A 22532-nucleotide genomic window follows, 5' to 3' on the forward strand; every position below is an offset into this window, starting at 1 on the left:
CCTCGAAGGGCAGGCCGGACCATGACGTCAGTTCTCCGCGCACACCCCGGTCACCGCAGCAGACCCCGGCGCCGCCGTGCCGCAGCCCTGCTCGGCGCGCTGACCGCCACCGCCCTCGCCCTCCTGCCGACCGCTCCCGCCCAGGCCGCGCCCGCCGGTGCCCCGGGCGCCGCGACGTCCTCCCCGGCCGGCGGATTCGACCAACAGGTCCTCTTCAAGGCGTCCCAGGAACAGGGCTACTTCTGCTTCCGGATACCGGCCGTGGTGGAGTCCGCCCGGGGGACCCTCCTCGCGTTCGCCGAGGGCCGGCGGCACGACTGCGGGGACGCGGGCGATATCGACCTGGTCCTCAAGCGTTCCACCGACGGCGGCCGCACCTGGGGCCCGCTCCAGGTCGTCAACCACGGAGGCGGCGACACCCACGGCAACCCGGCGCCCGTCGTGGACCGCCGCACCGGCCGGATCGTCCTGGCCGAGACCTACAACAAGGGCCGCACCGACGGGCTCAGCTGCGACGTGCCCTGCGACCGCACCCCGCACCTCCAGTACAGCGACGACGACGGCGCGACCTGGTCCACGCCCCGGGACCTGACCCCCGCCATCCGGCCCCCGCAGTGGAATTCCTGGTACGCCACCGGTCCCGTGCACGGCATCCAGCTCACCCACGGACGGCACCGCGGCCGGCTGATCTTCGGCATCAACTCCGAGAGCTACGCGGGAAACCGGGTCACCGCCAACCACGCCGCACTGGTCCACAGCGATGACGGCGGCGCCACCTGGAAGGTCGGCGCGCTGGACACCTGGCCGATCGCCGCCGACGGCACCTTCCGGCAAAAGCCCTCCGAAATGACCCTCCTGGAACGCTCCGACGGCTCGGTCTACGTCAACGGCCGGGAACAGGACGGCACCGATCTGGGCCATCGCACCGCGGCCGTCAGCCGCGACGGCGGCACCTCGTTCAGCGCGCCGTTCCGCGCGCTGCCCGACCTCTACACCCCGATGGTGCAGGGCTCCGCGCTGCGGCTGCCGCACTCGCCCGCCGCGGGCGGCCGCAGCCGCACCCTCTTCGCGGCGCCCGCCGACCCCGACCGGCGGCGCACCATGACCGTCCGCTCCTCCTGGGACGAGGGCCGTACCTGGGAGAGCGCCGACCGGGGCGCCCGGGTCACCACCGACTGGTCCGGCTACTCGGACCTGGTCGCCATCTCCCCCGAGGTCACCGGCCTGATGTACGAGGGCGGCGCGGTCGACGCCCGGGACGAGATCCGCTTCGCCCGCTTCACCGAGACCTGGCTCGGCCCGCGCCGCGGCCCGGACCCCACCACCCGCGACACCGCGCGCGGCGCCCGGCCCGCGCACGTCCTCGGCGGCCCCCGCGGCACCGACGGCCGCTTCGGCGGAGCGCTGTCCTTCGACGGCACCGATGACGCGGTCCGCCTCCCCTTCCGCTCCTCCCTCCCCCTGGGCACCCAGGACTTCACCTGCAGTCTGTGGTTCCGCTACGACGCCACGACCGGTGAACAGCCGCTGCTGTGGATGGGCGGGGTGGGCACCCGGACCCCGCAGGTCGCGGTGGAGGGCGACCCCGCCCACGGCCGGCTCGTCGGCCGGCTGACCGCCGTCGACGGCGCCGCACCGGCCGCCACCGCCCAGGCCGTCACCCACGCCGCCTACAACGACGGCAGCTGGCACCATCTGGCGCTGCGCCGCACCGGCGGCCGGCTGCTGCTCACCGTGGACGGCGACGAAACGACGGTCGTGCCCGATGTTCCGGGGTCGGTCAGCCGGGGCTCGGTCTTCGGTGTGCACCTGGGCCAGAAGCCCGACGGCCGGGTCCAGTTCACCGGCGCGCTGGACGAGGTCCGCGTCTACCGGCGGGCCCTGAGCGACACCGAACTGGCCGCCGTCCGCGCCGACAACGCCCCGGCGCCCGGACCGCTGGTCCTCGGGCTGCCGCTGGACCGGGTGCGCGGCGCGGGACGTTAGGGGCGCGGCCCCAACGTGCGCGGCCCGGGGCGTTAGGTGCGCGGCCCGGACGGCTACTGCCCGGCCGCCACCGCCGCCGTGGCCTCCGCCGCGGCACCGGGACCGGCCGGCGTCGCGGCGGGAGCACCCTCCCGCCGCGGCTCCGGTACGGTGCGGGCCGCCATCCGCTTCGCCAGGAACGCGCACACCATCAACTGCATCTGGTGGAACAGCATCAGCGGCAGCACCACGAGCCCGGCCTGGGCGCCGAAGAGGACACTCGCCATCGGCAGACCGGCCGCCAGGCTCTTCTTCGAGCCGGCGAAGGTGATCGCGATCCGGTCCGCACGGCGGAAGCCGAGCTTCCGGGCGCCGTACGAGGAGGCCGTCAGCATCACCGCGAGCACCACCGCCTCCACCCCCAGCAGACACAGCAGCCGCAGCGCGGAGACCTGCTGCCAGATGCCCTGGACGACGCCGGCACTGAAGGCGGCGTAGACGACGAGCAGGATCGAGCCCCGGTCCACCCGGCCCAGGGCCTTCCGGTGGCGGGTGAGGAACCCGCCGATCCACCGCCGCAGCAGCTGCCCGGCAATGAACGGCAGCAGCAGCTGGCAGACGATCTTCAGCAGGGAACCGGCCGAGAAGCCACCGCCGTTGCCGTGCAGGACGAGCCCCGCCAGCAGCGGTGTGATGACGATGCCGAGGAGGCTGGAGAACGAGCCGGCGCAGATCGCCGCCGCGACATTGCCGCGGGCGATGGCGGTGAAGGCGACCGAGGACTGGACCGTGGACGGCACCAGGCACAGGAACAGCAGCCCGGTGTAGAGGGTGGGCGGCAGCACCTCGGGGACCAGGAAACGGGCGGCCAGGCCGAGCAGGGGGAAGAGCACGAAGGTGCAGGCCAGAACGGTGAGGTGAAGTCGCCAGTGGCGCAGTCCGTCCAGGGCCTCGCGGCTGGAGAGCCGGGCGCCGTAGAGGAAGAAGAGCAGGGCGACGGCTCCGGTCGAGGCCCCCTCGGCGACGGTGGCGGCCGGTCCGCGGGCGGGCAGCAGCGCGGCCAGCCCGACGGTGCCCACCAGCGCCAGGATGAATCCGTCCACGGGCAGCCAGGAGGGCAGCTTGAGCACAGGGCGGTGCATGATCTCTCTTCGGTCGTGGGGCGGCTCGCGGGCAGGACGGCCGGGTGCGGCCCACGCTCCAGGGTTGCGCGACCTGCACCGATCGGGAACCCCTCTTACCATGGTCACTGTTATTACGTTCCGCGATGAACGACGCCGGGGGCGGCGGCCGAGACGGAGGGCCCGTGTTCGAACCCGTACAGCTGCGCACCTTTCTCGCCGTGGCGCAGACGCTGAGCTTCACCCAAGCCGCGCACCGGCTCGGGCTGCGGCAGTCGACCGTGAGCCAGCACGTCCGGAAGCTGGAGACGACCGCCGGGCGCCGGCTCTTCACCCGGGACACCCACGGGGTGGAGCTGACCGAGGACGGCGAGGCGATGCTCGGCTTCGCCCGGACGATCCTGGAGGCGAACGAGCGGGCCACGAGCTTCTTCGCGGGGACCCGGCTGCGCGGCCGGCTCCGCTTCGGCGCCTCGGAGGACTTCGTGCTGACCCGGCTGCCGGAGGTCCTCGAAGGGTTCCGGCGGGACCACCCCGAGGTCGATCTGGAGCTGACCGTCGAGCTGTCGGGGACCCTCCACGAGTTGTTGGCGGCCGGACGGCTCGACCTCGTTCTCGCCAAGCGGCGCCCGGAGGCGTCCCACGGACGGCTGGTGTGGCGCGACCGCCTGGTGTGGGTCGGCGCCGAGCGGCTGCGCCTGGATCCGCAGCGTGCGGTCCCCCTGGTCGTCTTCCCGCCGCCCGCGCTGACCCGCGCCCGGGCCCTGGAGGCGCTGGAGCGCGCGGGCCGGGAGTGGCGGATCGCCTGCACCAGCGGAAGCCTGAACGGACTGATCGCCGCAACCCGGGCAAGCCTGGGCGTCATGGCACATACGAGGGGCATGATCCCGCCAGGTTTGGTGCAGATCTCGCCACGTGCCGGTCTGCCGGAACTGGGCAGCGTGGATTTCGCTCTTCTCCATGGGCAGCGTGACCGCGCGGCGCGGGGCCCGGCCGAGGCGCTCGCGGACGCGGTCCTCTCGGGCGGCGTCCGGCTCCAGCTCCCCTGACCGGCCACCGACCGGTCCGCCGAACCGGTCTCGTCATCCGGCGCCACTCCGGACGCGTCGCCCCCTCGGCCGTCACGTGGAGAGATCGCAAGGTCACGTGCAGAGATTTCGTGCAGATATGGTCCCGGCGTCGTGATCGTCCGACGTTGAACCGGCGGGATCATGTCCCCGCTTCTCCGAAGTAACCCAATTTCGCCCGTTGGCCAGTTCCCGTGCAGCCGCGTTCGCGACGTGGTACGGCCCTGCCGGAAGAGGTCACCGTGGGGTACGGTCGCGGCCTTGTGAGGAGCACCACGAGGAGCTGGGTCATTGCGCGAGTTCACCGTCCCGCCACTGGCGACCGCGCCCCGGGTCGGCGGGCTGGCGGACGTCGTCTACGAGCATGCCGAATCCGATCCCGGACGCGTCGCACTGGCGCGTAAGGACGATGCGGGAAACTGGCAGAACGTCACCTCCGGACAGTTCCGGGACGAGGTCCTCGCACTGGCCAAGGGGCTGCTCGCGCAGGGCGTCCGCTTCGGCGACCGCGTCGGCATCATGTCCCGTACGCGCTATGAGTGGACCCTGTTCGACTTCGCGCTGTGGTCGATCGGCGTCCAGTCCGTCCCGCTGTATCCGACGTCCTCGGCCGAGCAGGTCTTCTGGATGCTGCACAACGCGGGCGTCTCGGCCTGTCTGGTCGAGCACGAGGACCATGCGATGACCGTCGGCTCGGTCATCGACCGGCTGCCCCACCTGCGCAAACTGTGGCAGCTGGACGCCGATCCGGTGGCCGAACTGACCGCGGCCGGTGCGCATATCGACGACGACGTGGTGCACCGCCACCGGATGGCCGTCACCCCGGACGCCACCGCGACGATCATCTACACCTCCGGCACCACCGGCCGCCCCAAGGGCTGTGTGATCACCCACGCCAATTTCATGGCCGAGTCCGACAACATCGTGCTCCGCTACGAAACGGTCTTCCACTCCAAGCCGGGCGACGAGGCGGCCACCCTGCTCTTCCTGCCGCTGGCGCACGTCTTCGGCCGGATGGTGCAGGTCGCCGCGGTCCGCGGCCGGGTCAAGCTGGGCCACCAGCCCGAGCTGGCGGCCCGTGCCCTGCTGCCCGATCTGCAGACCTTCCAGCCGACGTTCATCCTCGCGGTCCCGTACATCTTCGAGAAGGTCTTCGCCGCGGCCCGGCGGCGGGCGGAGGCGGACGGCAAGCTCGGGCCGTTCGACAAGGCCGTCGAGATCGCGGTCCGCTATGCCGAGGCGCAGGAGAACAAGGCCTTCGGCACCGGGTCCGGCCCGAACGCCTCGCTGCGGATGCAGCATCAGCTCTTCGACAAGCTGGTCTACAGCAAGGTCCGGGCCGCGATGGGCGGCCGGGTGCGGCATGCGATGTCGGGCGGCTCGGCGATGGGGCGCCGGCTCGGGCTGTTCTTCGCCGGCGCCGGCGTACGGATCTTCGAGGGCTACGGCCTGACGGAGAGCACCGCGGCCGCCACCGCCAACCCGCCCGAGCGCACCCGCTTCGGCACCGTCGGCACCCCCGTCCCGGGCACCACCGTGCACATCGCGGAGGACGGCGAGATCTGGCTGTACGGCGGCCAGGTCTTCCACGGCTACCACAACGACCCGAAGGCGACCGATGCCGTGCTGCACGACGGCTGGTTCTCCACCGGTGACCTCGGTGAGCTGGACGAGGACGGCTATCTGAAGATCACCGGCCGGAAGAAGGAGGTCCTGGTCACCTCCGGTGGCAAGACGGTCTCGCCGGTGGGCCTGGAGGAGCGGGTGCGGGCGCATCCGCTGGTCGCCCAGTGCATCGTGGTCGGCAACGACCGGCCGTTCATCGCCGCGCTGGTGACCCTGGACCCGGAGGCGGTCACGCACTGGCTGGCCATGCGCGACAAGCCGGAGATGCCGCCGACCGACCTGGTGCGCGACCCCGACCTGGAGACCGAGATCCGGCGTGCCGTCGTCGCCGCCAACACGCTGGTCTCGCAGGCCGAGTCGATCCGTACGTTCCGGATACTGGCCAACCAGTTCAGCGAGGAGCACGGGCTGCTGACCCCGTCGCTGAAGCTCAAGCGCAAGGCGATCGAGACCGCGTACTCGGTCGAGGTGGACGCGCTCTACCAGGCGTGACGGGCCCGGCGGCCCGGGACTTCGCTGCGCTCGCCCGCCGCGCGCCAGCCGTCACCACCACCCGGCCCACGCCGGCCGGCACCGCCCCCGCTCCCCCTCCCGCTCCGCCGTCCGGCGGACCCGGATCGTCCGCCGGGCGGACGTCCGCCGTGCCCCGGCCGGCGAGGCTCCTGTCATGGAAAACCGCCGCCTCACGCTCCTCGGCCGGATCGCGGTCGCCGCCTGCCTCCCGTACCTCACCGTCAAGCGTGTTCAGCTCCGCCTCGGACGTGGCCCAGGGCCTGCTCTCGCTCGCCGGCGCCGCCGGCCTGTCCCCCGGCTCCGGTGTGGTCCCCGCCGGACTGCCGGGTCTCGTCGGCGCCCTGGAGCTGTGCACCGGACTCGTGGTGCTCTGCGCCGGTGCGTTCACCCTCGGCGAACTGACCGACGCGGACGGCCCCATGCCCGCAGTCGAGCCCCTTCCGGGGCCGCCCTGCGCCGCACGCTGCGCGCCTCCCGTGGACGTGCGCGGGAATGCGTGACCGCGGATGATCGTTGATGTCCGTGCACGCACCAGTCGACATAAGGACCGATTCCCCCGTGAGCAAGGTTCCTTCCATCACGCTCAACAACGGCGTCGCGATGCCGCAGCTCGGCTTCGGTGTCTGGCAGGTCGACGACGGCCGCGTCGTGGACCAGGCCCTGGAGGCCGGGTACCGCAGCATCGACACCGCGTCCGCCTATGGCAACGAAGCGAGCACGGGCAAGGCGCTCGCCGCTTCCGGCATCCCGCGTGACGAACTGTTCGTCACGACCAAGGTGTGGAATTCCGATCAGGGCTACGACTCCACGCTGCGCGCCTTCGACGCCTCCCTGAGCAGGCTCGGCCTGGAGTACGTGGATCTGTACCTGATCCACTGGCCGCTCCCGGCCCGGGACACGTACATCGACACCTACAAGGCCCTGGAGAAGATCTACGCGGACGGCCGCGCCAAGGCCATCGGCGTCTCGAACTTCCAGCCTGCCCACCTGGAACGGCTGCTCGGCGAGACCTCCGTCGTCCCGGCCGTCAACCAGATCGAGCTGCACCCGCAGTTCCAGCAGGCCGAGTCCCGCGCCTTCCACGCCCGCCACCACATCGTCACCGAGGCGTGGTCGCCGCTGGGCCAGGGCAAGGGCCTCCTGGCGCACCCGACGCTCGCCGAGCTCGCCGCCAAGCACGGCAGGACCCCCGCCCAGGTGGTGCTGCGCTGGCACCTCCAGCTCGGCAATGTCGTCATCCCGAAGTCCGCCACGCCCTCCCGCATCGCCGAGAACATCGACGTCTTCGGCTTCGAGCTGGACGACACGGACCTCGCCACCCTCGCGGGGCTGGACTCCGGCAACCGCCTCGGCCCGGACCCGGACACCTTCGACATGGGCTGACCTGCCGCGATACCGGCGCCGCCCGGCCGGGCCGGGCGGCGCCGCGGCGTACCCGAGTGGCGGGCACGGCGGACGCCAGGAAGTGTGGAGGGTGAGTGCGGGGCGGCTCCCGCGGCGCGCCGTCCGGGGCCGGTACCCCTCCGCTTCGCCTGCTCCTCCCCTGTGCCGTACGGCCGGGTAGGTGCCCCCGTCGAGGAGGCCACGATGCCTGAAGTCACCGCTCCCTACCAGCCCGGGACGCCTTGCTGGGTCGATCTCGCGGCCCCTGACCAGCAAGCCGCCATCGACTTCTACTCCCAGGTCTTCGGGTGGACCGGAGAGATCGGGCCGGCGGAGACCGGTGGGTACGCCGTGTGCCAGCTGAACGGCAAGCCGGTGGCCGGCATCATGGCCGCGGTCCCGATGGGCGGCCAGCCCGCGCCGCCGACCGTGTGGACCACCTATCTGGCGGCCACCGATGCGGATGCCACCTCGCAGGCGGTGACCAAGGCCGGCGGCACGGTCCTGATGCCCGTCATGGACGTGATGACGCTCGGCCGGATGGCCATCGCGGCCGACCCCACCGGAGCGGTGTGCGGCATCTGGCAGCCCGTGGAGTTCCCCGGCGCCGGCATCGTCAACGAACCCGGCGCGCTGATCTGGAACGAGCTCAACACCACCGACCCCTCGGCGGCCGGCGCCTTCTACCAGGCGGCCCTCGGCATCGAGAACGCACCCATGGAGGGCGCCGAGCACTACTACGCCCTGACGGTGGACGGCCGTCCGGTGGGCGGGATGCAGCCGATGTCCGAGCAGATGCCGCCCGACACCCCCTCGCACTGGCTGCCGTACTTCTCGGTGACCGACACCGACGCCACGGTCAAGAAGGTGACCGCGGCCGGCGGCGCGGCGCTGCAGCAGCCCTTCGACATGATGGCCGGCCGGATGGCCGTGGTGACCGACTCGCAGGGCGCGACCTTCGCCGTGATCAAGCCGAAGCCGATGGATCAGGGCTGAGCGGGACGCCGGCCGTACGCAGGCGGCCGCGCGCACACGACAGGCGCGCGGCCACTCAAGGCGGCCAGGTGAAGGCCACGTTCAGCGTGCGCGGCCCAGTGCGGACGACCAGGCCTCCGGAGAGTTCGCCGGCGGTGCGCCGCGCGTTCAGCCACACCTGTACGGCGGCGCCGAGCAGCAGCGGGTCCAGGCGCGGCCCGGGGTCGCCGTAGGCGCGTGGGGCATGCGCTTCGAGCAGGGTGCCGCAGCGCCGCAGCAACAGCAGACAGCGGTCCTCGGCCAGCGCCGCGACGGCGACATCGAGGCTCGCCCGGGGGCTGTGGATGCGGTCGCGCAGCCAGTCGGCGGGGGCGAGTTCGGCGTCGATGACGGTACGGGCCAGGACCTCCGCCGACGACCGCCACAGCCGGTGGGTCTCCTGCTCCGTCACCGCCAGAAACCCACGGGACTCCTCGTGGTCGTGGGCGAGGACCGGCCATCGCCGCACGGCCACCGAGCCGTCGGGCAGTACCTCGCCGGTCACGTCGTACGCCGTCGGGCCCACGTGCCGCTCGGGGCGCGGCTCCGGGACGGGGTCCGGCACGGGAGGGTCCACGGGCAGGGTGATGTTCCGGTGCGCGAGGAACGGATACATCACCTCCTGGAGGCGCCGGCCGGCCTCGCCCCGGGCCTCCAACTGCCCGTCCACGGGCGCCTGCAGCCGCTGCGGGGAGTGCTGCTCGGCGGCGGCCAGCAGCTGTGCGAGGAGATCGCCGTCGGGGTCGAGCCGGGGAGCGGCGCGGCTGAGGGCGGCCGTGGGTGAGTCCGGGTCCAGTTCGTCGAGCCCGGTGGCGGCGAGCAGCAGGACGCGGTGCAGCGCGGCGGAGTAGAAGGTGGTGCTGCCGTGGTCGCCCACCACCCAGTCGCTGGCGATCAGCGCGGCGCGCCAGCCCTCCTCCGGCGGCAGCACGAGCAGCCCGGCATCCATCGCCCGGGCCAGCCGCTGGTGGACCCGGTGCCGGCTGTGCCGGGCCCAGACGTTGGGGTGCAGGACGAGGGCGACCGCGAACTCGTCCGCGGGCAGCGCGGTGACCAGCTTCGCGGGCAGGTCCGGATGCCGGCCGAGCAGCGAATGCTCGCTCCAGGTGCTGTTGACGACGACCAGCCGGCGGCCCCCTCCGACGCCCAGCCGCGCGCGGTAGAGGTCGCGCCGGGGCCGGCTCTGCTCGATCCGGTCCCAGCAGTAGTCGCCGATCAGATGGGCGACCGGGACGGCCTGGGGGCAGGTCCGGGCGAGCCGGGCGATCTGCTCCTCGTGCGAGACCCCGATCGCGGCGGGCAGCACCCGCCCGCCGCGCATCAGCTCCCGCCGGGACAGCCCCGCGGGCGCACCGGGATCGCCGGTGGACTCGGTGACCAGCCGGTTGTATCCGGCGCCGTGCGGCATCACCATCAGCGGGGCGTCCAGCTGCCGCATGGAGGGGTGCACGGCGCAGGCCACGGCCAGATCGAAGCGCTGCCGGGTCGCCTCCCGCCAGCTGAGCACGCGGGCACCCAGGCCGTCGAAGTAGTCCGCGAGTCCGTCGGCGAAGACCGAGCCCGGGTTGACGGTGTAGGAGACCGCGATGCCGTCCTCCGGGCGCAGCAGGCGCATCACGTCCATCAGCCGGGTGGCCGAGGTGAGGGTGCGCGCCACGCCGAGTACATGGGCGTCCTCCGGCACGGTGTTCCAGCGCGACCGCCGGCGGCTGGTACGGCGGCGGGGCAGCAGGGACACGGGGGATCCACTTTCGGGGCGGCGGGACGGTGCGGCGGCGGGGCCGGGGCGATCGTAGCGCCCGTACCTCGCTCGCCGGGGAAGGGAGCTGAGGGCCCGGCAGGTCGCGGTCAGTCCACCGGTTCGCCGATTCCGGCGCGTTGGCGCAGCTCCCGCATCTTGCTGCGGGCCGCGCGCTGTACCTGGGGGTTCTGCATCCGGTCGCCGAGCTCCGCCGTGAGTTCCAGCGCCTCCTTCAGCTTGACCACCTGGCCGAGCCGCTCGGCGAGCAGCGCGGCATCGGTGACCGCTTCCAGCGCCTGCTCGAAGCGCCCGCTCGCCCGGTGGGCGCGGCCGCGTACGATGCCGAGCCGCACCTGCATCGCGTCATCGCCTTCGGCCCGGGCCCTCGCCATCGCACCGTCCAGCAGGTCCAGGGCCTCCTGCGGGCGGCCGGCGGCGAGGACCGCCTGGCCGAGGTTGTAGCTCTGCACCACGATGCCGTGCGGATCGCCCTCGTTGGCGTGCAGGGCGCGGGTGAACAGGGCGATGGCCTCGTCGGGGCGCTTGCGGGCGAGGCACAGCAGCCCCTGGGTCTCCCGGATGATGCCGGGCAGCCGGGGGTCCGCCACCGCGCCCAGGAGCTCGTCGGCGCGGCTCAGCTCGGCGTCGGCGAGGTCGTACTCGCCCAACGAGTAGTGGGCGCGTGCCAGTTGGTTGCGCATCCTGACCTCGGCGTCGATCCGGCCCTCCCAGCGGGCCGCCTCGATGCCCAGCCGGTGGGACTCGATCCAGTCCGCGTAGTGCTTGCGGCCGTGGTAGAGCGCCCAGAGCGATTCGCACAGCCGCCAGACCGCGTCGTGCCACCCCTCCTCGGCGGCCGTCCGCAGCACGGCCAGCAGATTGGCCCGCTCGGCGTCCAGCCAGTCCAGCGCCTCGGCGCCGGTGCGGAAGAGCCCGTGGCTCCCGTCGGGCAGGGCCGGCGGGGCTTCCTGGAGGCGGAAGCGCTGTCCCAGGACGAGCCGGTCGGCGCGGGCCGCGGCGAGGAGGTAGAAGTCCGTCACCCGCCGCTGCGTCTCCCGTACGTCCTCCTCGGTGCCGGTCCGGGTACGGGCGTGCGCCGCCACCACGTCGTGCAGCCGGAACCGGCCCGGGGCGCCCGCCCCGACGGCCATATGGGCGGTGCGCAGATCCCGCAGCCCGTCCTCGAACCGGGGCACGCCCGCGGCCCCGGCGACGTCCGCGGTGAAGGTGGTGCCGGGGAACGCGCCCAGGAACCGGTAGAGGGCCAGGGTGTGGGCGCAGAAGGTCGCGGTGACCGCGTCGAAGACGGCCGCGACCGACCGGTCGGCCTCCCCGGGCCGCAGCTGTTCCTCGGCCAGCGCGTCGACCACGGCCTCCAGGCTCATGTGCGGCCGCTCGATGAGCCATTCGCCGGCGGCGCGCAGCGCCAGCGGCAGACCGCCGCAGGCCGCGACGAGCCGGGCCGCCGCCCCGGGGTCCGCCCCGGACGCCGGGTCCGGCTCCGCGGCCGACTGCTGCCAGCGCCGCACCAGTTGTACGCCCGCATCGGTGTCGAGCGGGCCCACCGTCAACGGCACCGCGCCGTCCACCTCCAAGGAGGCCAGTCGTTTGCGGCTCAGGACGACGGCGAGTCCGTGACCCGGCAGCATCGGCCGCACCTCCGCGGCGTGCTGGGCGTTGTCGAGGACCACGAGGAGTCGGCGGCCGGCGGTCGCCGAGCGGAACAGCGCGGACCGGTCCGCGGTGCCCGCGGGGATGAGGCTCTCGTGGACGCCGAGGGCGCGCAGCAGGGTGCCGATGACGCCGCCGACGTCGATGCCACCGTCCCGGCGCACCTCGGCGAGGTCGGCGTAGAGCTGTCCGTCGGGGAAGCGCTCGGCCAGCTCCCGCCAGACCCACTGGGAGACCAGCTCCGTCTTGCCCACGCCGCCCAGGCCGGTGATCACGATGGTGGCGGGCGGGCTGTCGGGGCCGTACGAGGCGAGCGCCGCGCTCAGGGCGGCGAACTCCGCGGTGCGGTTGACGAAGCCCGGCCGGGGCGGCGGGACCTGACGTGGCGTGATCGAAGCGGGTGCCGGCGTCGTGGCGAAGGTCAGGGAGCCGATCCGGTCGGCCTGCACGACCGGGCCGCTGACGACCGCGTCACCCGAGATGACGTTGCGGACGGTCTCGCCGGCGCCGTCGCTCCTGTCGCTGTCCACCCGATCTCCCTCCATGCCGTCACCGCGCCTCCAGGGCGCGGGAGGTGCCCCCGTCGCGGCCCGCCGCCCAGCGTATTGCCTGGGCGGCGGGCGCCGACCGGGTCCGCGCGGATCCGGCCGGTCCGTACGGCCGCGGTGCGGTGGGCGAGCCGGCCGCCGGGGGGCTACTGCGCGCGGGCCGTGTGAACCGTCTGCACGGACAGCAGGAAGGCGTCGGGGCGGTGGCTGATCCCGGCGGCGTCCTCGGGGTCGGTGAGGCGGGCGAGGGTGGTGCGGTCCTCCTCGTCGAAGCGTTCGGCGCACTTCTCGGCGGCGCGGCTCAGGGTGGCCACGACGAAGGCGCAGGCATCGTCGGACAGCGGGGCCGGCAGGTCGAGCAGGAAACTGCGGGTGGACGGGGTGCGCAGACCGGCGTCGGCGAGGAACGCGGGCCAGTCCTCGGTCTCGTGGACGAAGCCGGGCAGCGCTTCGCGCATCGTGCTGAACCACTCATCGGCCGCCGCGTCGATCCGGGACTGCAGCCCCGGGCGGCCGATGCCGAGGTCCCGCGGAAGGTAGCGCGGGGGCAGGCCGCCCTCGCAGACGGCGAGCAGTCCGCCGGGCCGCAGATGACCGGCGAGGGTGGCGACCGCTTGGCGCTGGTCCCCGATGTGGTGCAGGACCTTGCTCGACCAGATGACGTCGCCGCCGCCCAGGGCGTCCAGCCCGTCCGGGAAGTCGGCGAGATGGGTGCGGACCCGCTCACCGAGGCCGAGGCCGTCCGCCCGGGCACGGGCCCGCTCCAGCAACTCCGCGCTGCCGTCCACCGCGACCACCTCGGCGGCGGGGAAGGCGCGGGCCAGCAGACAGCTGACGACACCCGGCCCGCTGCCGATGTCGAGCACCCGGCGCACGCCGTCGGGTCCGGCGCCGGTCCCGTCGCTGAGCAACTCGCGCAGCCAGGCCGCGGCCTGTTCGTAGAGCGGCGTGTACAGCTCGGCCTCCTCTTCGAGGTGCGAGGCGAGCATGGCCCAGTCCATGGAGGTGTTGTCGTGGGATGCGGGGTGATGCCCGGTAATGGGGTGTTCGTGAGGACTCATGACGGCGAGCCTGAGGCACCGTCGGCGCCGGTGCAATCTTCCTTGCCGGTTCAGCAACCCCCGGTTCGGGCGGGGCACGGGCTGCTCGTAAAGTCTGGCTGTGGCTACTCCGGGATGGATGCCGCCGACGGACACCGAGCGGCGGCTGTACGAAGCGACGGCGCGCGGCGACCGGGACGGTCAGCTCTCGGCGATCGCCGGCGAGGACCTGTATCTGGCGGTACCTCAGCAGGGGCAGGACCCGCTGCCCGTCTACGACGACCCGGCAGTGGGCGGCAGGTGCATCCCCGTCCTGACCCGCGGCATGCTCCCGCCGTGGCAGCCCCAGCAGTTCTTCGACCGGGTGTCGGTGGAGGAGCTGGCGCAGGACTGGCCGAACGACAAGTGGCGGCTGGCGGTCAACCCCGGGACGCCGTGCGCCGCGTATCTGGACGCGTCGCACGCCCACCGCATGGGCTGGCTCCAGCACCGCACCCGGGCCGGGGTGCGGCCCGGCGGGCTGCTGGTCACCCACTTCGGCGGGCCGCTGCACGGCCCCCTCGCGCAGGGCCTGGCGTGCGGCGCGCCGCTCGCAGTGCACCACAGCGTGCCCTGGAACGAACTCGGCACGGCCTTCCTCGACCACGCCGCGGACGCCGAGACGCTGCGCGCCCAGTGGTCGGTGACCGACCCGGCCGGCTGGCAGCAGCGCCTCGACCAGCTGCTCGGCGGGCAGTTCGTCCCCGCACAGACGGAGGCGGCACTGCGCGCCCGGGCCCGCGGCCGGGACACCGGGGAGGCCGCGGCCGGGAAGGCGGGCGAGGGTGCGGACGTGCCGGCCGTCCCGGAGCTGGTGACCCGTTACGAGGAGCGGTTCCGCGCGGACGGGCTGCTGCCGGCGGACGGTCAGGTGGCCTCCCTCGTCGCGCTGGACCATGCGCACGCCGTCGGCCTCGTCCGCTGGGGCCTCGGCGCCCGGCTGTGCGCGCCCCCACAGGCCGAGCAGGCCGTGGTGCAGGCCGGTGCGCGGGCCCGGGAGGCGTACGGCAGCTGGGAGGAGTTCGCCGCGGGCTATGCGCTGGGCCGGATGCTGGCGTTCGACAACGGCGCGTTCGGGCCGGAGTACGCCCAGGCCCTGCACCTCCACCGGGTGCTGACCCAGGACCCGTCCTCACCGTGGCGCGGTCTACCCTTCGCCTGACGGCCGGCCGCCCGTGGTGGCGGGCTCGTGGGGTACGGGTTCGGTGTAGACGTATGTCATGGATGTAGCGGTTTGCCTGTTCAGCTCCGACCTCCGGCTGCACGACCAGCCGGTGCTGCGTGCGGCGCTGCGCTCCGCGACCCGGGTGGTACCGCTGTTCGTCGTGGACTCGGGGGTGGCTGACGCCGGGTTCATGGTGCCCAACCGGGCGGCGTTCCTCGCCGATGCGCTGGCGGATCTCGATGCGGGGCTGCGGGAACGCGGCGGTCGGCTGGTCATCCGTACGGGGGATGTGGTCACCGAGACGTGCCGGGTGGCTGCCGAGACCGGCGCCGGGCAGGTGCATCTCGCGGCCGGGGTGAGCGGCTATGCACTGCGCAGGGAGCGGCGGTTGCGCGCGGAGCTGGCGGCCGCCGGGCGGACGCTGGTGGTGCACGACGCGGTGATCACGGCGCTGCCGCCGGCCGCGGTGCTGCCCTCCGGGACGGGCCGGGACCACTTCGCCGTCTTCACGCCGTACTTCCGGCGCTGGCGGGCCGAGGGGGTGCGGCCGGTGCTGTCCGCGCCGCGGTCCGTACCGGTCCCGGAGGGGGCGCGTTCCCAGGAGCTGCCGTCGGCGGAAAACCTGTGCCCGGGCGGGAAGCCGTCACCCGCGCTGCCGGCGGGCGGCGAGCGGGCGGGGCGCCGCCGGTTCACGGCCTGGCAGCGCTCGGGCATGGCCGACTACCAGGACCGGCAGGACGATCTGCCGGCCGATGCCACCTCACGGCTCTCGCCGTATCTGCACTTCGGCTGTCTGTCGCCGGCGGAGCTGGTGCACAAGGCGGCCGGCCGCCCGGACGCCGGCGCCGCGGCGTTCGTCCGGCAGCTGGCCTGGCGGGACTTCCACCATCAGGTGCTGGCGGCCCGCCCCGGCGCGGCGCACGCCGACTACCGCACCCGACACGACCGCTGGCGCCACGACGAGGACGAGGTGCGCGCGTGGAAGGAGGGCCGCACCGGCTTCCCGGTGGTCGATGCGGGGATGCGGCAGCTGCTGCACGAGGGATGGCTGCACAACCGGGCCCGGATGCTGGTGGCGAGCTTTCTGACCAAGACGCTGTACGTGGACTGGCGGGTGGGCGCGCGGCACTTCCTGGCTCTGCTGGTGGACGGCGACATGGCGAACAACCAGCTCAACTGGCAGTGGATGGCCGGCACCGGCACCGATACCCGGCCCAACCGGGTGCTCAACCCGCTCGTCCAGGCCGGCCGGTTCGATCCGCAGGGCGACTACGTACGGCGCTGGGTGCCGGAGCTGTCCGGCCTGGCGGGCCCGGCCGTCCACCGGCCGTGGCGGCTGACCGGGGCCGAGCGCGCCGCGTACGACTATCCGGACCCGGTGGTGGATCTGGCGGACGGGCTGGCCCGGTTCCGGCGGGCCCGCGGGCTGGAGTAGGGGCTGTCGTTTGGATCAGGCCGGATCAGGGAGCGGGGTCTGGTGCCGTGCATCGCAAGGCGGAGGAGGGAGTCAGGGCGGAGCCCTGGCGACCGACGACAACGCGGCGAGGAGCGGTGCCAGACCCCGCGAGCCCGGCCTGATCCAAACGACAGCCCCTAGACGGGGCTGTTGCGGCCGGTGTGTCAGGGGTGGCCCGCCGGCGGGAGATGATGCAGGACGGACCGACGGAGAGGACGGATACGACATGGGCGGGAGCGGTATGCGCCGCGGTATGGACCGGACGCTGCTGGACCGTGCGCTCGGGGCGGCGGGACCCAGGCAGCCGGCCGCGCTGCCGACCTGGGCCCAGTGCCGTACCGCGCTGCGCCGTACGCCGCTGTCGGTGTGGCACGACGATGTGACGGACTGGGCGGCGAGCCTGACGTACTACTCGGTGCTGGCGCTGTTGCCGTCGCTGATCGTGACGGTGTCGCTGATCGGGCTCGCCGATCCGGCGGCCACCGAGCAGCTCATCAACCAGATCAGCTCGATCGCCCCGGCCCAGTCGGGCCCGACCGTGCACCGTGCGCTGGTGAGCATGGCGCATCAGCGCACCGCCGCGTGGGTGGTGGTCGGCGGCGCCATGGTCAGTGCCCTGTGGTCGTCGTGCAGCTATCTGGCGGTGTTCCGCCGGGCGCTGCACGCGATGCACCGCACCCAGGACGACCGGCCGCCGTGGCGCAAGGCCCCGCGCATCCTCATGACGGCGCTGCTGCTGATGGCGCTGCTGATCAGCAGCGCGGTGGCCCTGCTGGTGAGCGGACCGATCGCGACCACGCTGGGCCGGACGGTCGGGCTCGGCGAGGCGGGCGAGGCGACCTGGAACCTGCTGAAGTGGCCGCTGCTGCTGCTCCTGGCCACCGTGCTGGCGATGGTGCTGTTCCGTTCCGGGCCGCCCAGCTCCCGCGGGGTGCGGCGCGCGGCGCCCGGCGGGGTGGTCGCCGTGCTGCTGTGGCTGGTCTCGTCGGCCGCCTTCGCCCTCTACACCTCGTACGTGGGCACCTTCAACCGGCTCTACGGCTCCCTCGCGGGACCGGTGGTCTTCCTCATCTGGCTGTGGTTCTCCCACCTGTCGCTGCTGTCCGGCGCCCAGTTCAACGTGGAGCTGGCGCGCGCCGGGCGGGTGGTACGCCCGCGCTCCGGCAGCTGAGCCGCCCGCGGGTCAGCGCGCGCCGTGCGCCGCGGCGATCTCCTCGATACGGCCGGCGAGACCGACGTCGAGATGGGTGATCCGGCCCCCGATGCTGTGGGTGTTCACCGCCACGGCGAGCTGGTTGTAGCCCAGGGTCAGCTCGGCGTGATGGCCCAACTCCTCCTGGATCTGCGCGATATGGATGACCATCGCGGCCGCCGGGAAGTGCCCGTGGAACCGGTAGCTGCGGCGCAGCAGGTCCCCCTCGGCCGACCATCCGGGCAGATCCCCGAGGCGCTCCTCGATCTCCGTGTCGCTGAGCGGTTCCAGCTGAGCATTCATGGGCGCTCGCCTCTCACCATGGGCCGGCCGCCAGGTGCGCCGGCTCCGCTGCGTATCGATGTCCCCGCCGGGCCGCCCCACTTCCCCGGCAGCCACGACACCTCCAGCGTGGCACGGCGCCCTTTCTCGTGTGGGCGCGGCACGCACACCCCGTCCGCACGACCCTCGCACCGCGCCCGCCCACATGGCTCGCCTCGGGCGCGTCTGGACTACCGTCCCTCGCATGACAACTGCTGCGGCGTCCTCACCGGAGACGACCACGGGTGGGGGCTCGACCACGGGCGTGGGCACACTGTTGCGCGAGTGGCGCGTCCGCCGCCGGATCAGCCAACTGGAACTGGCCCTGCGCGCCGACTCCTCCGCCCGCCACATCAGCTTCATCGAGACCGGCCGCTCCCGCCCCAGCCAGGAGATGGTGCTCCGGCTCGCCGCCCACCTCGACGTCCCCGTACGGGAACGCAACGCCCTGCTGATCGCGGCGGGCTACGCCCCCACCTTCCCCGAGACGCCGCTGGACGACCCCGCGATGGCCGCCCTGCGCTCCGGCATGGAACGCCTGCTGACCGGCTACGAGCCCTTCCCGGCACTCGTCATGGACGGCACGTACCACGTCCAGGCAGCGAACCGCGGCATCACCATGCTGCTGACGGGCGTGGACCCCGCCCTGCTGGAGCCCCCGCTGAACGCCATGCGGCTCACCATGCACCCGGGCGGCCTGGCCCCCCGCATCCGCAACTACCGCGAGTGGCGCGGCCACCTCCTCACCCAGATGGAACGTCAGCTCGCCCTCCTGCGCTCCGCGCCCCTCCGCGCCCTCTACGACGAGGTGAGCGGCTACCCCCTGCCACCCGGCGGCCAGGAGAGCGCCGCCCTCGGCGCCCACGCACCACTGGCCCTCCCCTTGATGCTCGAACACGACAACACCGTGCTCTCCTTCCTCTCGACCATCGCCACCTTCAACACCCCGATGGATGTGACTGTCTCCGAACTGGCGGTGGAGACTTTCCTCCCAGCCAACCCGGAAACGGCTGAGTACCTGCGGGGATCGGGCTTTTAGGGGGCGGAGGGGCCGGGGCTCGGCTTCGTAGCGGGCTCCCGGGCTGGGGCTCGTACAAAACCGGCCCCCGGCCCCCTCACCTCCCTCCCTTGACCTCAGCCCGCGGGCACCCGGTCCAGAAACCCGAGGACGGACCGGATCCGCCCGTCCTCCCCCAGCCGCACCACATCGAACCCGGCCACCGGCGCCGAACCGTCCGCCGTACTGACCAGCTCCCAACCAAACCGCGCAATGTCGTGATGCCCGTCCACATCCCCCAACGGCCGGAACACGAAGCCGGGGAACTGCGCATGCGCACCCGCGATGACCGCCGCCAGCCCCTCGTGCCCCGCCACATCGGCCAGCGGATCGGTGTAGGTGATCCCCTCGTCGAAGGCCCCGGCAACGGCCGTGCCCAGCGCCTCCTCCCCCGCGGCATTCCACGCCTCGAAGTATCGCCCAACGGCCTCCGCATACCGGTCTCCTGCCCCCACGCCGCGCTCCTGCCCCACCTGCTGCTCGATCTCCGCCATGCCCTTCTCCTCTTCCTCCTGATGCGCCAACAACCGTTTGCCGCAGCCCAGTTCACGAGCCGGAGTGCGCCGGCCCGTGAACCGGTGCCTTCAGCTTGCCGGGTGGCGGGGACGGGGGCGATTACGTGGGAGGTAATGGTCGCTGGGGTGTTGCGCGAGGCTTCTGTGCAGGTCACGGGGACCTGCTCTGCGATCACTGCGCAGCTGCTTCCGATAGACCATTCGGTTGCGGCGGGGCCGCCCTGGCCAACCACCCTCGCGATTACTTCGATCGGGATCCCCTGGTCCGACATCAGAGACACGTAACTGGTCCGCGTGTCCGGCCTCGTCCAGCCCTTCAGCGATTCAGCCTGCCCGAGTCGCCAACCAGCGTATGGCGCCCTGATCATGAGCCCGGGCGGCCTGCGGGGGCTACATCTGCTTCGAGGACGAGGCAGGCTTCACCCGCCGGCCGCCCAAAGGACGCACCTGGTGCCGGCGCGGTCACACCCCGCAGGTAACGGTGAGCGGCCGGCGCTCGGGACGCCTGTCCGTGGCCGGGCTGATCGCGATGCGGCCCGGCACCCGAACCCGGCTGTGCCACCGCCTGCGCACCCACCGAGCGGGCAGTGCAGTACCGGCCCGGCACCCTCGATGGCTTCATAGCGGGCACCGGCCTGACTCTCGACGAACCAGCATCACCTTGACGAGCCGAAGTCAGGTAACCCCGCCCCCGACCACGCCCGAATCCCCGCCGGGAACCTCTCCGACAACCCCGCCGACAACTGTCCGCCCCATCCCGGCGCCTGACGGCGTATCCGCAGGCCACCACGCCTTTGGGGCGTGGTCGGGGAGCCAGACATCCCCCCTCTGCACCCCCACAGCACCCTCGCCCAGGAAAAGAAGAGAAGAAATGGGAAAGGGGAGGGCGGGCGGCTGGTGCGGTGGAGCCTCGGGGGATCGGGCGGCCCTCAAGGGCGTTGCGCGTCGGCGGGGCGTCCGCGCTCCGCGCCGGACGAGTCGGCGCACCAGGAGGACCCCAGGGCGCCGGCCGGTGCGGGTCGTGAGAGGTCCTTCCAGCGGACTCAGACGAGAGGGATTCGCGGTGGTGCCTGGTGGGCGGGCGCCTCAGGCACTGGTGTTGGTGAGGGTGTTGTCGAGCCAGTCGTAGATGCGTGCCTGGGACAGGCGTACGGCACCGGGATGGCAGTGGGCGCCGGCGCCTTCCTCGGCGGTGAACAGCATGAGGGTCTTGGGGCAGGTGAGGTGGTTGTAGAGCTGTTCGGGCTGGCCCTTGAAGAACTCGTCCTCGGCGGCGTCGCAGACGAGGGTGGGGCACTGGATCCGTTCGGCGATGCCGTCGGCGAGGGTGTAGTCGAGGTAGGAGGCGTTGAAGGCGCGGGGGGTGTCGACGCCCATGACGTACATGCCGTGGTTGAACGCCCACCGGTAGGTCGAGTCCTTGGCCATGACCTGTTCGAAGGCGGCGTCGAGTTCGAGGGCGGATTCCGCGCGCAGGAGGCGTTCGGCTGCCTCGCGGTCGCCGGGAATGTTCCGGACGGATATCTGGCCGAGGTCGTAGACGCCGTCGACGGCTATCAGTGCGGCCAGCCGGTGCTCGAACGCGGCGGCCCGGGGGGCGAGTACGCCGCCCATGCTGAGGCCGAGCAGGGCGATGCGGCTGTTGTCGACTTCCGGGATGGTCTCGGCGAAGTCGACGACGGGGGTGATGACGTTCTCCCAGTCGGGCCGGAATACCAGGCCCTGGTGATGCCTCGGTCCGGGCATGCCGGGTCCGTCGAAGACCAGGACGGTGTAGCCGCGCTCGACGCCGGCCAGCGCGCCGACGAAGTGCATCTCCTCCGCGGTGCCGTCGAAGCCGTTGTGCATGATCAGCGTCGGCCGGGGAGTGCCGGAGTCGTCGGCGCGGTAGAGGTAGCCCGGCAGCGTGGTGTCCTCGTACGGGATCTCGACCGGTTCGATGCGCGGTGTGGTGTAGCAGGCGGCGGCGGCCTTGAAACACTCCACGGAGCGGTCGTAGGCGTGGTCGTGACGCGGGTCGCAGTTCTTGCCGTGCAGGAAGAACTCCGCCGACCGGTAGTAATTCGAGGCCCGCAGGAATCCGTCCCGGGCGCTGACCTTGTGACCGGCCTTCAGGGCTTGCTGGGCTTCGGCGGACACACGGTCGGCGGTGGCGAGCCACTCGGTGTACCAGCTGTCGTAGTCGCCTTCGGTGATGCGCTCGCTGGTGGAGACGACCTCGCCGAAGTCGGCGCCACCGTAGGCGATGTGGCCCATCGAGCGCAGGGTCTCGTACCAGAACTGGGTGTTGTTCGGGAACAGCAGCTGCTTCATGATGCACTCTCCTCAGAATCGCAAGCACAGATTTGTGCTTGCGGAGAGGACTGTAGGCCCATCAGACCTGCGAAGCAAATATCTGTGCTTACGATGGGGGCATGACCCAGGAACAACCAGCCCCACGCATCCGCAAGAGCCCCGAACAGGTCCGCCGGGCCGTCCACCAGGCGACCATCGATCTATTGTTCGACCCGGAAGGAGCCGACCTGACCATCCCTGCGATCGCGCAACGTGCGGGCGTCAACCACACGAGCATCTACCGACGTTGGGGCAGCAAGGAGGCGCTCGTGGCCGACGTGGTCACTACCCGCCTCGAACGCGACTCGCCGCTCGTGGACACCGGCACCCTGCGCGGTGACCTCATCGCCTGGGCGGAAGCGGGGGTGGCGAGTCTCCGCACGCCCGAGGGCCGCCTCCTTGTACGCGCTATCGCCCTGTCCATGCCCGCCAGCGCCCAGGCACAGGTGGAACGCGCACAGCACTTCCAGCGTCGGGTGCACTCCATCGAGCAAATCCGTGAGCGGGCCGCGGCCCGCGGCGAGACCCCCCCGCCCCTGGAACAGATCCTCGACCTGCTCCTCGCACCGCTGTACATTCGGGCGATCTTCGGCATCGACCCCCCGACCACCGGCTACCCCGAACTCCTCGTGGACAGACTCCTCAGCGACGCGGGCGGGCCTGGTACGGCCTGAGCGATGTGCACCTGGGTTTTGGCTCCCTGGCGCTCATGTCGGAGAGCCGTGCCCACCGCCGGCGGGCACGGTGCCGGTCAACGGGCCGGG

The 22532-nt window shown here is 72.6% G+C and carries 18 protein-coding genes and 1 pseudogene; 12 read left to right on the forward strand and 7 right to left on the reverse strand.

Annotated features, from left to right (window positions below; all coding sequences use genetic code 11):
• Positions 1–21: 21 nt before the first annotated feature.
• Complete coding sequence (locus CPH93_RS05335) at positions 22–1986, forward strand: sialidase family protein (RefSeq protein WP_173909721.1); 1965 nt, start codon at positions 22–24, stop codon at positions 1984–1986.
• A gap of 53 nt (positions 1987–2039) precedes the next feature.
• On the opposite strand, the gene CPH93_RS05340 is transcribed toward CPH93_RS05335, so the two are convergent.
• Positions 2040–3107, reverse strand: coding sequence for a bile acid:sodium symporter family protein (locus CPH93_RS05340; RefSeq protein WP_096212118.1), 1068 nt, complete (start codon positions 3105–3107; stop codon positions 2040–2042).
• A 164-nt stretch (positions 3108–3271) separates the two neighbouring features.
• Here CPH93_RS05340 and CPH93_RS05345 point away from each other — a divergent pair, with 164 nt between their 5' ends.
• From CPH93_RS05345 to CPH93_RS05365, 5 genes are all read left to right on the forward strand, one after another.
• On the forward strand, positions 3272–4135 hold the full coding sequence (locus CPH93_RS05345; protein ID WP_096212119.1) for a LysR substrate-binding domain-containing protein: 864 nt from the start codon (positions 3272–3274) through the stop codon (positions 4133–4135).
• Between the two features lie 309 nt (positions 4136–4444).
• Positions 4445–6271 (forward strand): AMP-dependent synthetase/ligase, encoded by a 1827-nt coding sequence (locus CPH93_RS05350; RefSeq protein WP_173909722.1) that lies wholly within the window; start codon positions 4445–4447, stop codon positions 6269–6271.
• A gap of 248 nt (positions 6272–6519) precedes the next feature.
• Positions 6520–6792, forward strand: coding sequence for a hypothetical protein (locus CPH93_RS05355; protein WP_093486559.1), 273 nt, complete (start codon positions 6520–6522; stop codon positions 6790–6792).
• Between the two features lie 58 nt (positions 6793–6850).
• The gene (locus CPH93_RS05360) at positions 6851–7675 is read left to right on the forward strand and encodes an aldo/keto reductase (RefSeq protein ID WP_096212120.1); all 825 of its coding nucleotides are present in this window, start codon (positions 6851–6853) and stop codon (positions 7673–7675) included.
• Positions 7676–7879: 204 nt separating this feature from the next.
• Complete coding sequence (locus tag CPH93_RS05365) at positions 7880–8671, forward strand: VOC family protein (protein WP_096212121.1); 792 nt, start codon at positions 7880–7882, stop codon at positions 8669–8671.
• A gap of 55 nt (positions 8672–8726) precedes the next feature.
• Here the strand turns inward: CPH93_RS05365 and CPH93_RS05370 are convergent, their stop codons facing one another.
• From CPH93_RS05370 to CPH93_RS05380, 3 genes are all read right to left on the reverse strand, one after another.
• Entirely contained in the window at positions 8727–10427 is a 1701-nt protein-coding gene (locus tag CPH93_RS05370) for a hypothetical protein (RefSeq protein WP_093486553.1), read from the reverse strand.
• Between the two features lie 110 nt (positions 10428–10537).
• Positions 10538–12631: a hypothetical protein gene (locus tag CPH93_RS05375; RefSeq protein ID WP_231977188.1), complete on the reverse strand. Its 2094-nt coding sequence runs from the start codon at positions 12629–12631 to the stop codon at positions 10538–10540.
• A gap of 164 nt (positions 12632–12795) precedes the next feature.
• Complete coding sequence (locus tag CPH93_RS05380) at positions 12796–13710, reverse strand: class I SAM-dependent methyltransferase (RefSeq protein ID WP_231977189.1); 915 nt, start codon at positions 13708–13710, stop codon at positions 12796–12798.
• Between the two features lie 100 nt (positions 13711–13810).
• On the opposite strand from CPH93_RS05380, the gene CPH93_RS05385 reads away from it, so the two are divergent.
• The 3 genes from CPH93_RS05385 to CPH93_RS05395 all read left to right on the forward strand — a co-directional run bounded on the left by CPH93_RS05385 (position 13811) and on the right by CPH93_RS05395 (position 17520).
• A complete protein-coding gene (locus CPH93_RS05385; protein WP_231977190.1) occupies positions 13811–14890 on the forward strand; it encodes a DUF1266 domain-containing protein in 1080 nt (359 codons plus the stop codon).
• Positions 14891–14948: 58 nt separating this feature from the next.
• Complete coding sequence (locus CPH93_RS05390) at positions 14949–16328, forward strand: cryptochrome/photolyase family protein (RefSeq protein WP_096212124.1); 1380 nt, start codon at positions 14949–14951, stop codon at positions 16326–16328.
• 247 nt (positions 16329–16575) lie between these two features.
• On the forward strand, positions 16576–17520 hold the full coding sequence (locus tag CPH93_RS05395) for a YihY/virulence factor BrkB family protein (protein ID WP_096212125.1): 945 nt from the start codon (positions 16576–16578) through the stop codon (positions 17518–17520).
• A gap of 12 nt (positions 17521–17532) precedes the next feature.
• On the opposite strand, the gene CPH93_RS05400 is transcribed toward CPH93_RS05395, so the two are convergent.
• Positions 17533–17844, reverse strand: coding sequence for a 4a-hydroxytetrahydrobiopterin dehydratase (locus CPH93_RS05400; RefSeq protein ID WP_093486543.1), 312 nt, complete (start codon positions 17842–17844; stop codon positions 17533–17535).
• A 223-nt stretch (positions 17845–18067) separates the two neighbouring features.
• Between CPH93_RS05400 and CPH93_RS05405 the strand changes: the two genes are divergently transcribed.
• Entirely contained in the window at positions 18068–18901 is an 834-nt protein-coding gene (locus tag CPH93_RS05405) for a helix-turn-helix transcriptional regulator (RefSeq protein WP_096212126.1), read from the forward strand.
• Positions 18902–18996: 95 nt separating this feature from the next.
• Here the strand turns inward: CPH93_RS05405 and CPH93_RS05410 are convergent, their stop codons facing one another.
• Complete coding sequence (locus tag CPH93_RS05410; RefSeq protein ID WP_096212127.1) at positions 18997–19413, reverse strand: nuclear transport factor 2 family protein; 417 nt, start codon at positions 19411–19413, stop codon at positions 18997–18999.
• 383 nt (positions 19414–19796) lie between these two features.
• Between CPH93_RS05410 and CPH93_RS37555 the strand changes: the two are divergent.
• Positions 19797–20026, forward strand: a pseudogene (locus CPH93_RS37555) (IS630 family transposase); the annotation flags it as partial.
• A gap of 494 nt (positions 20027–20520) precedes the next feature.
• Here the strand turns inward: CPH93_RS37555 and CPH93_RS05425 are convergent.
• Entirely contained in the window at positions 20521–21747 is a 1227-nt protein-coding gene (locus CPH93_RS05425) for an alpha/beta hydrolase family protein (RefSeq protein WP_096212128.1), read from the reverse strand.
• A 101-nt stretch (positions 21748–21848) separates the two neighbouring features.
• On the opposite strand from CPH93_RS05425, the gene CPH93_RS05430 reads away from it, so the two are divergent.
• Positions 21849–22442, forward strand: a complete 594-nt coding sequence (locus CPH93_RS05430) for a TetR/AcrR family transcriptional regulator (RefSeq protein WP_096212129.1) — start codon at positions 21849–21851, stop codon at positions 22440–22442.
• The last annotated feature ends 90 nt before the right edge of the window (positions 22443–22532 follow it).

The organism is Streptomyces sp. 2323.1, assembly GCF_900221035.1.
Classification (GTDB): domain Bacteria; phylum Actinomycetota; class Actinomycetes; order Streptomycetales; family Streptomycetaceae; genus Streptomyces; species Streptomyces sioyaensis.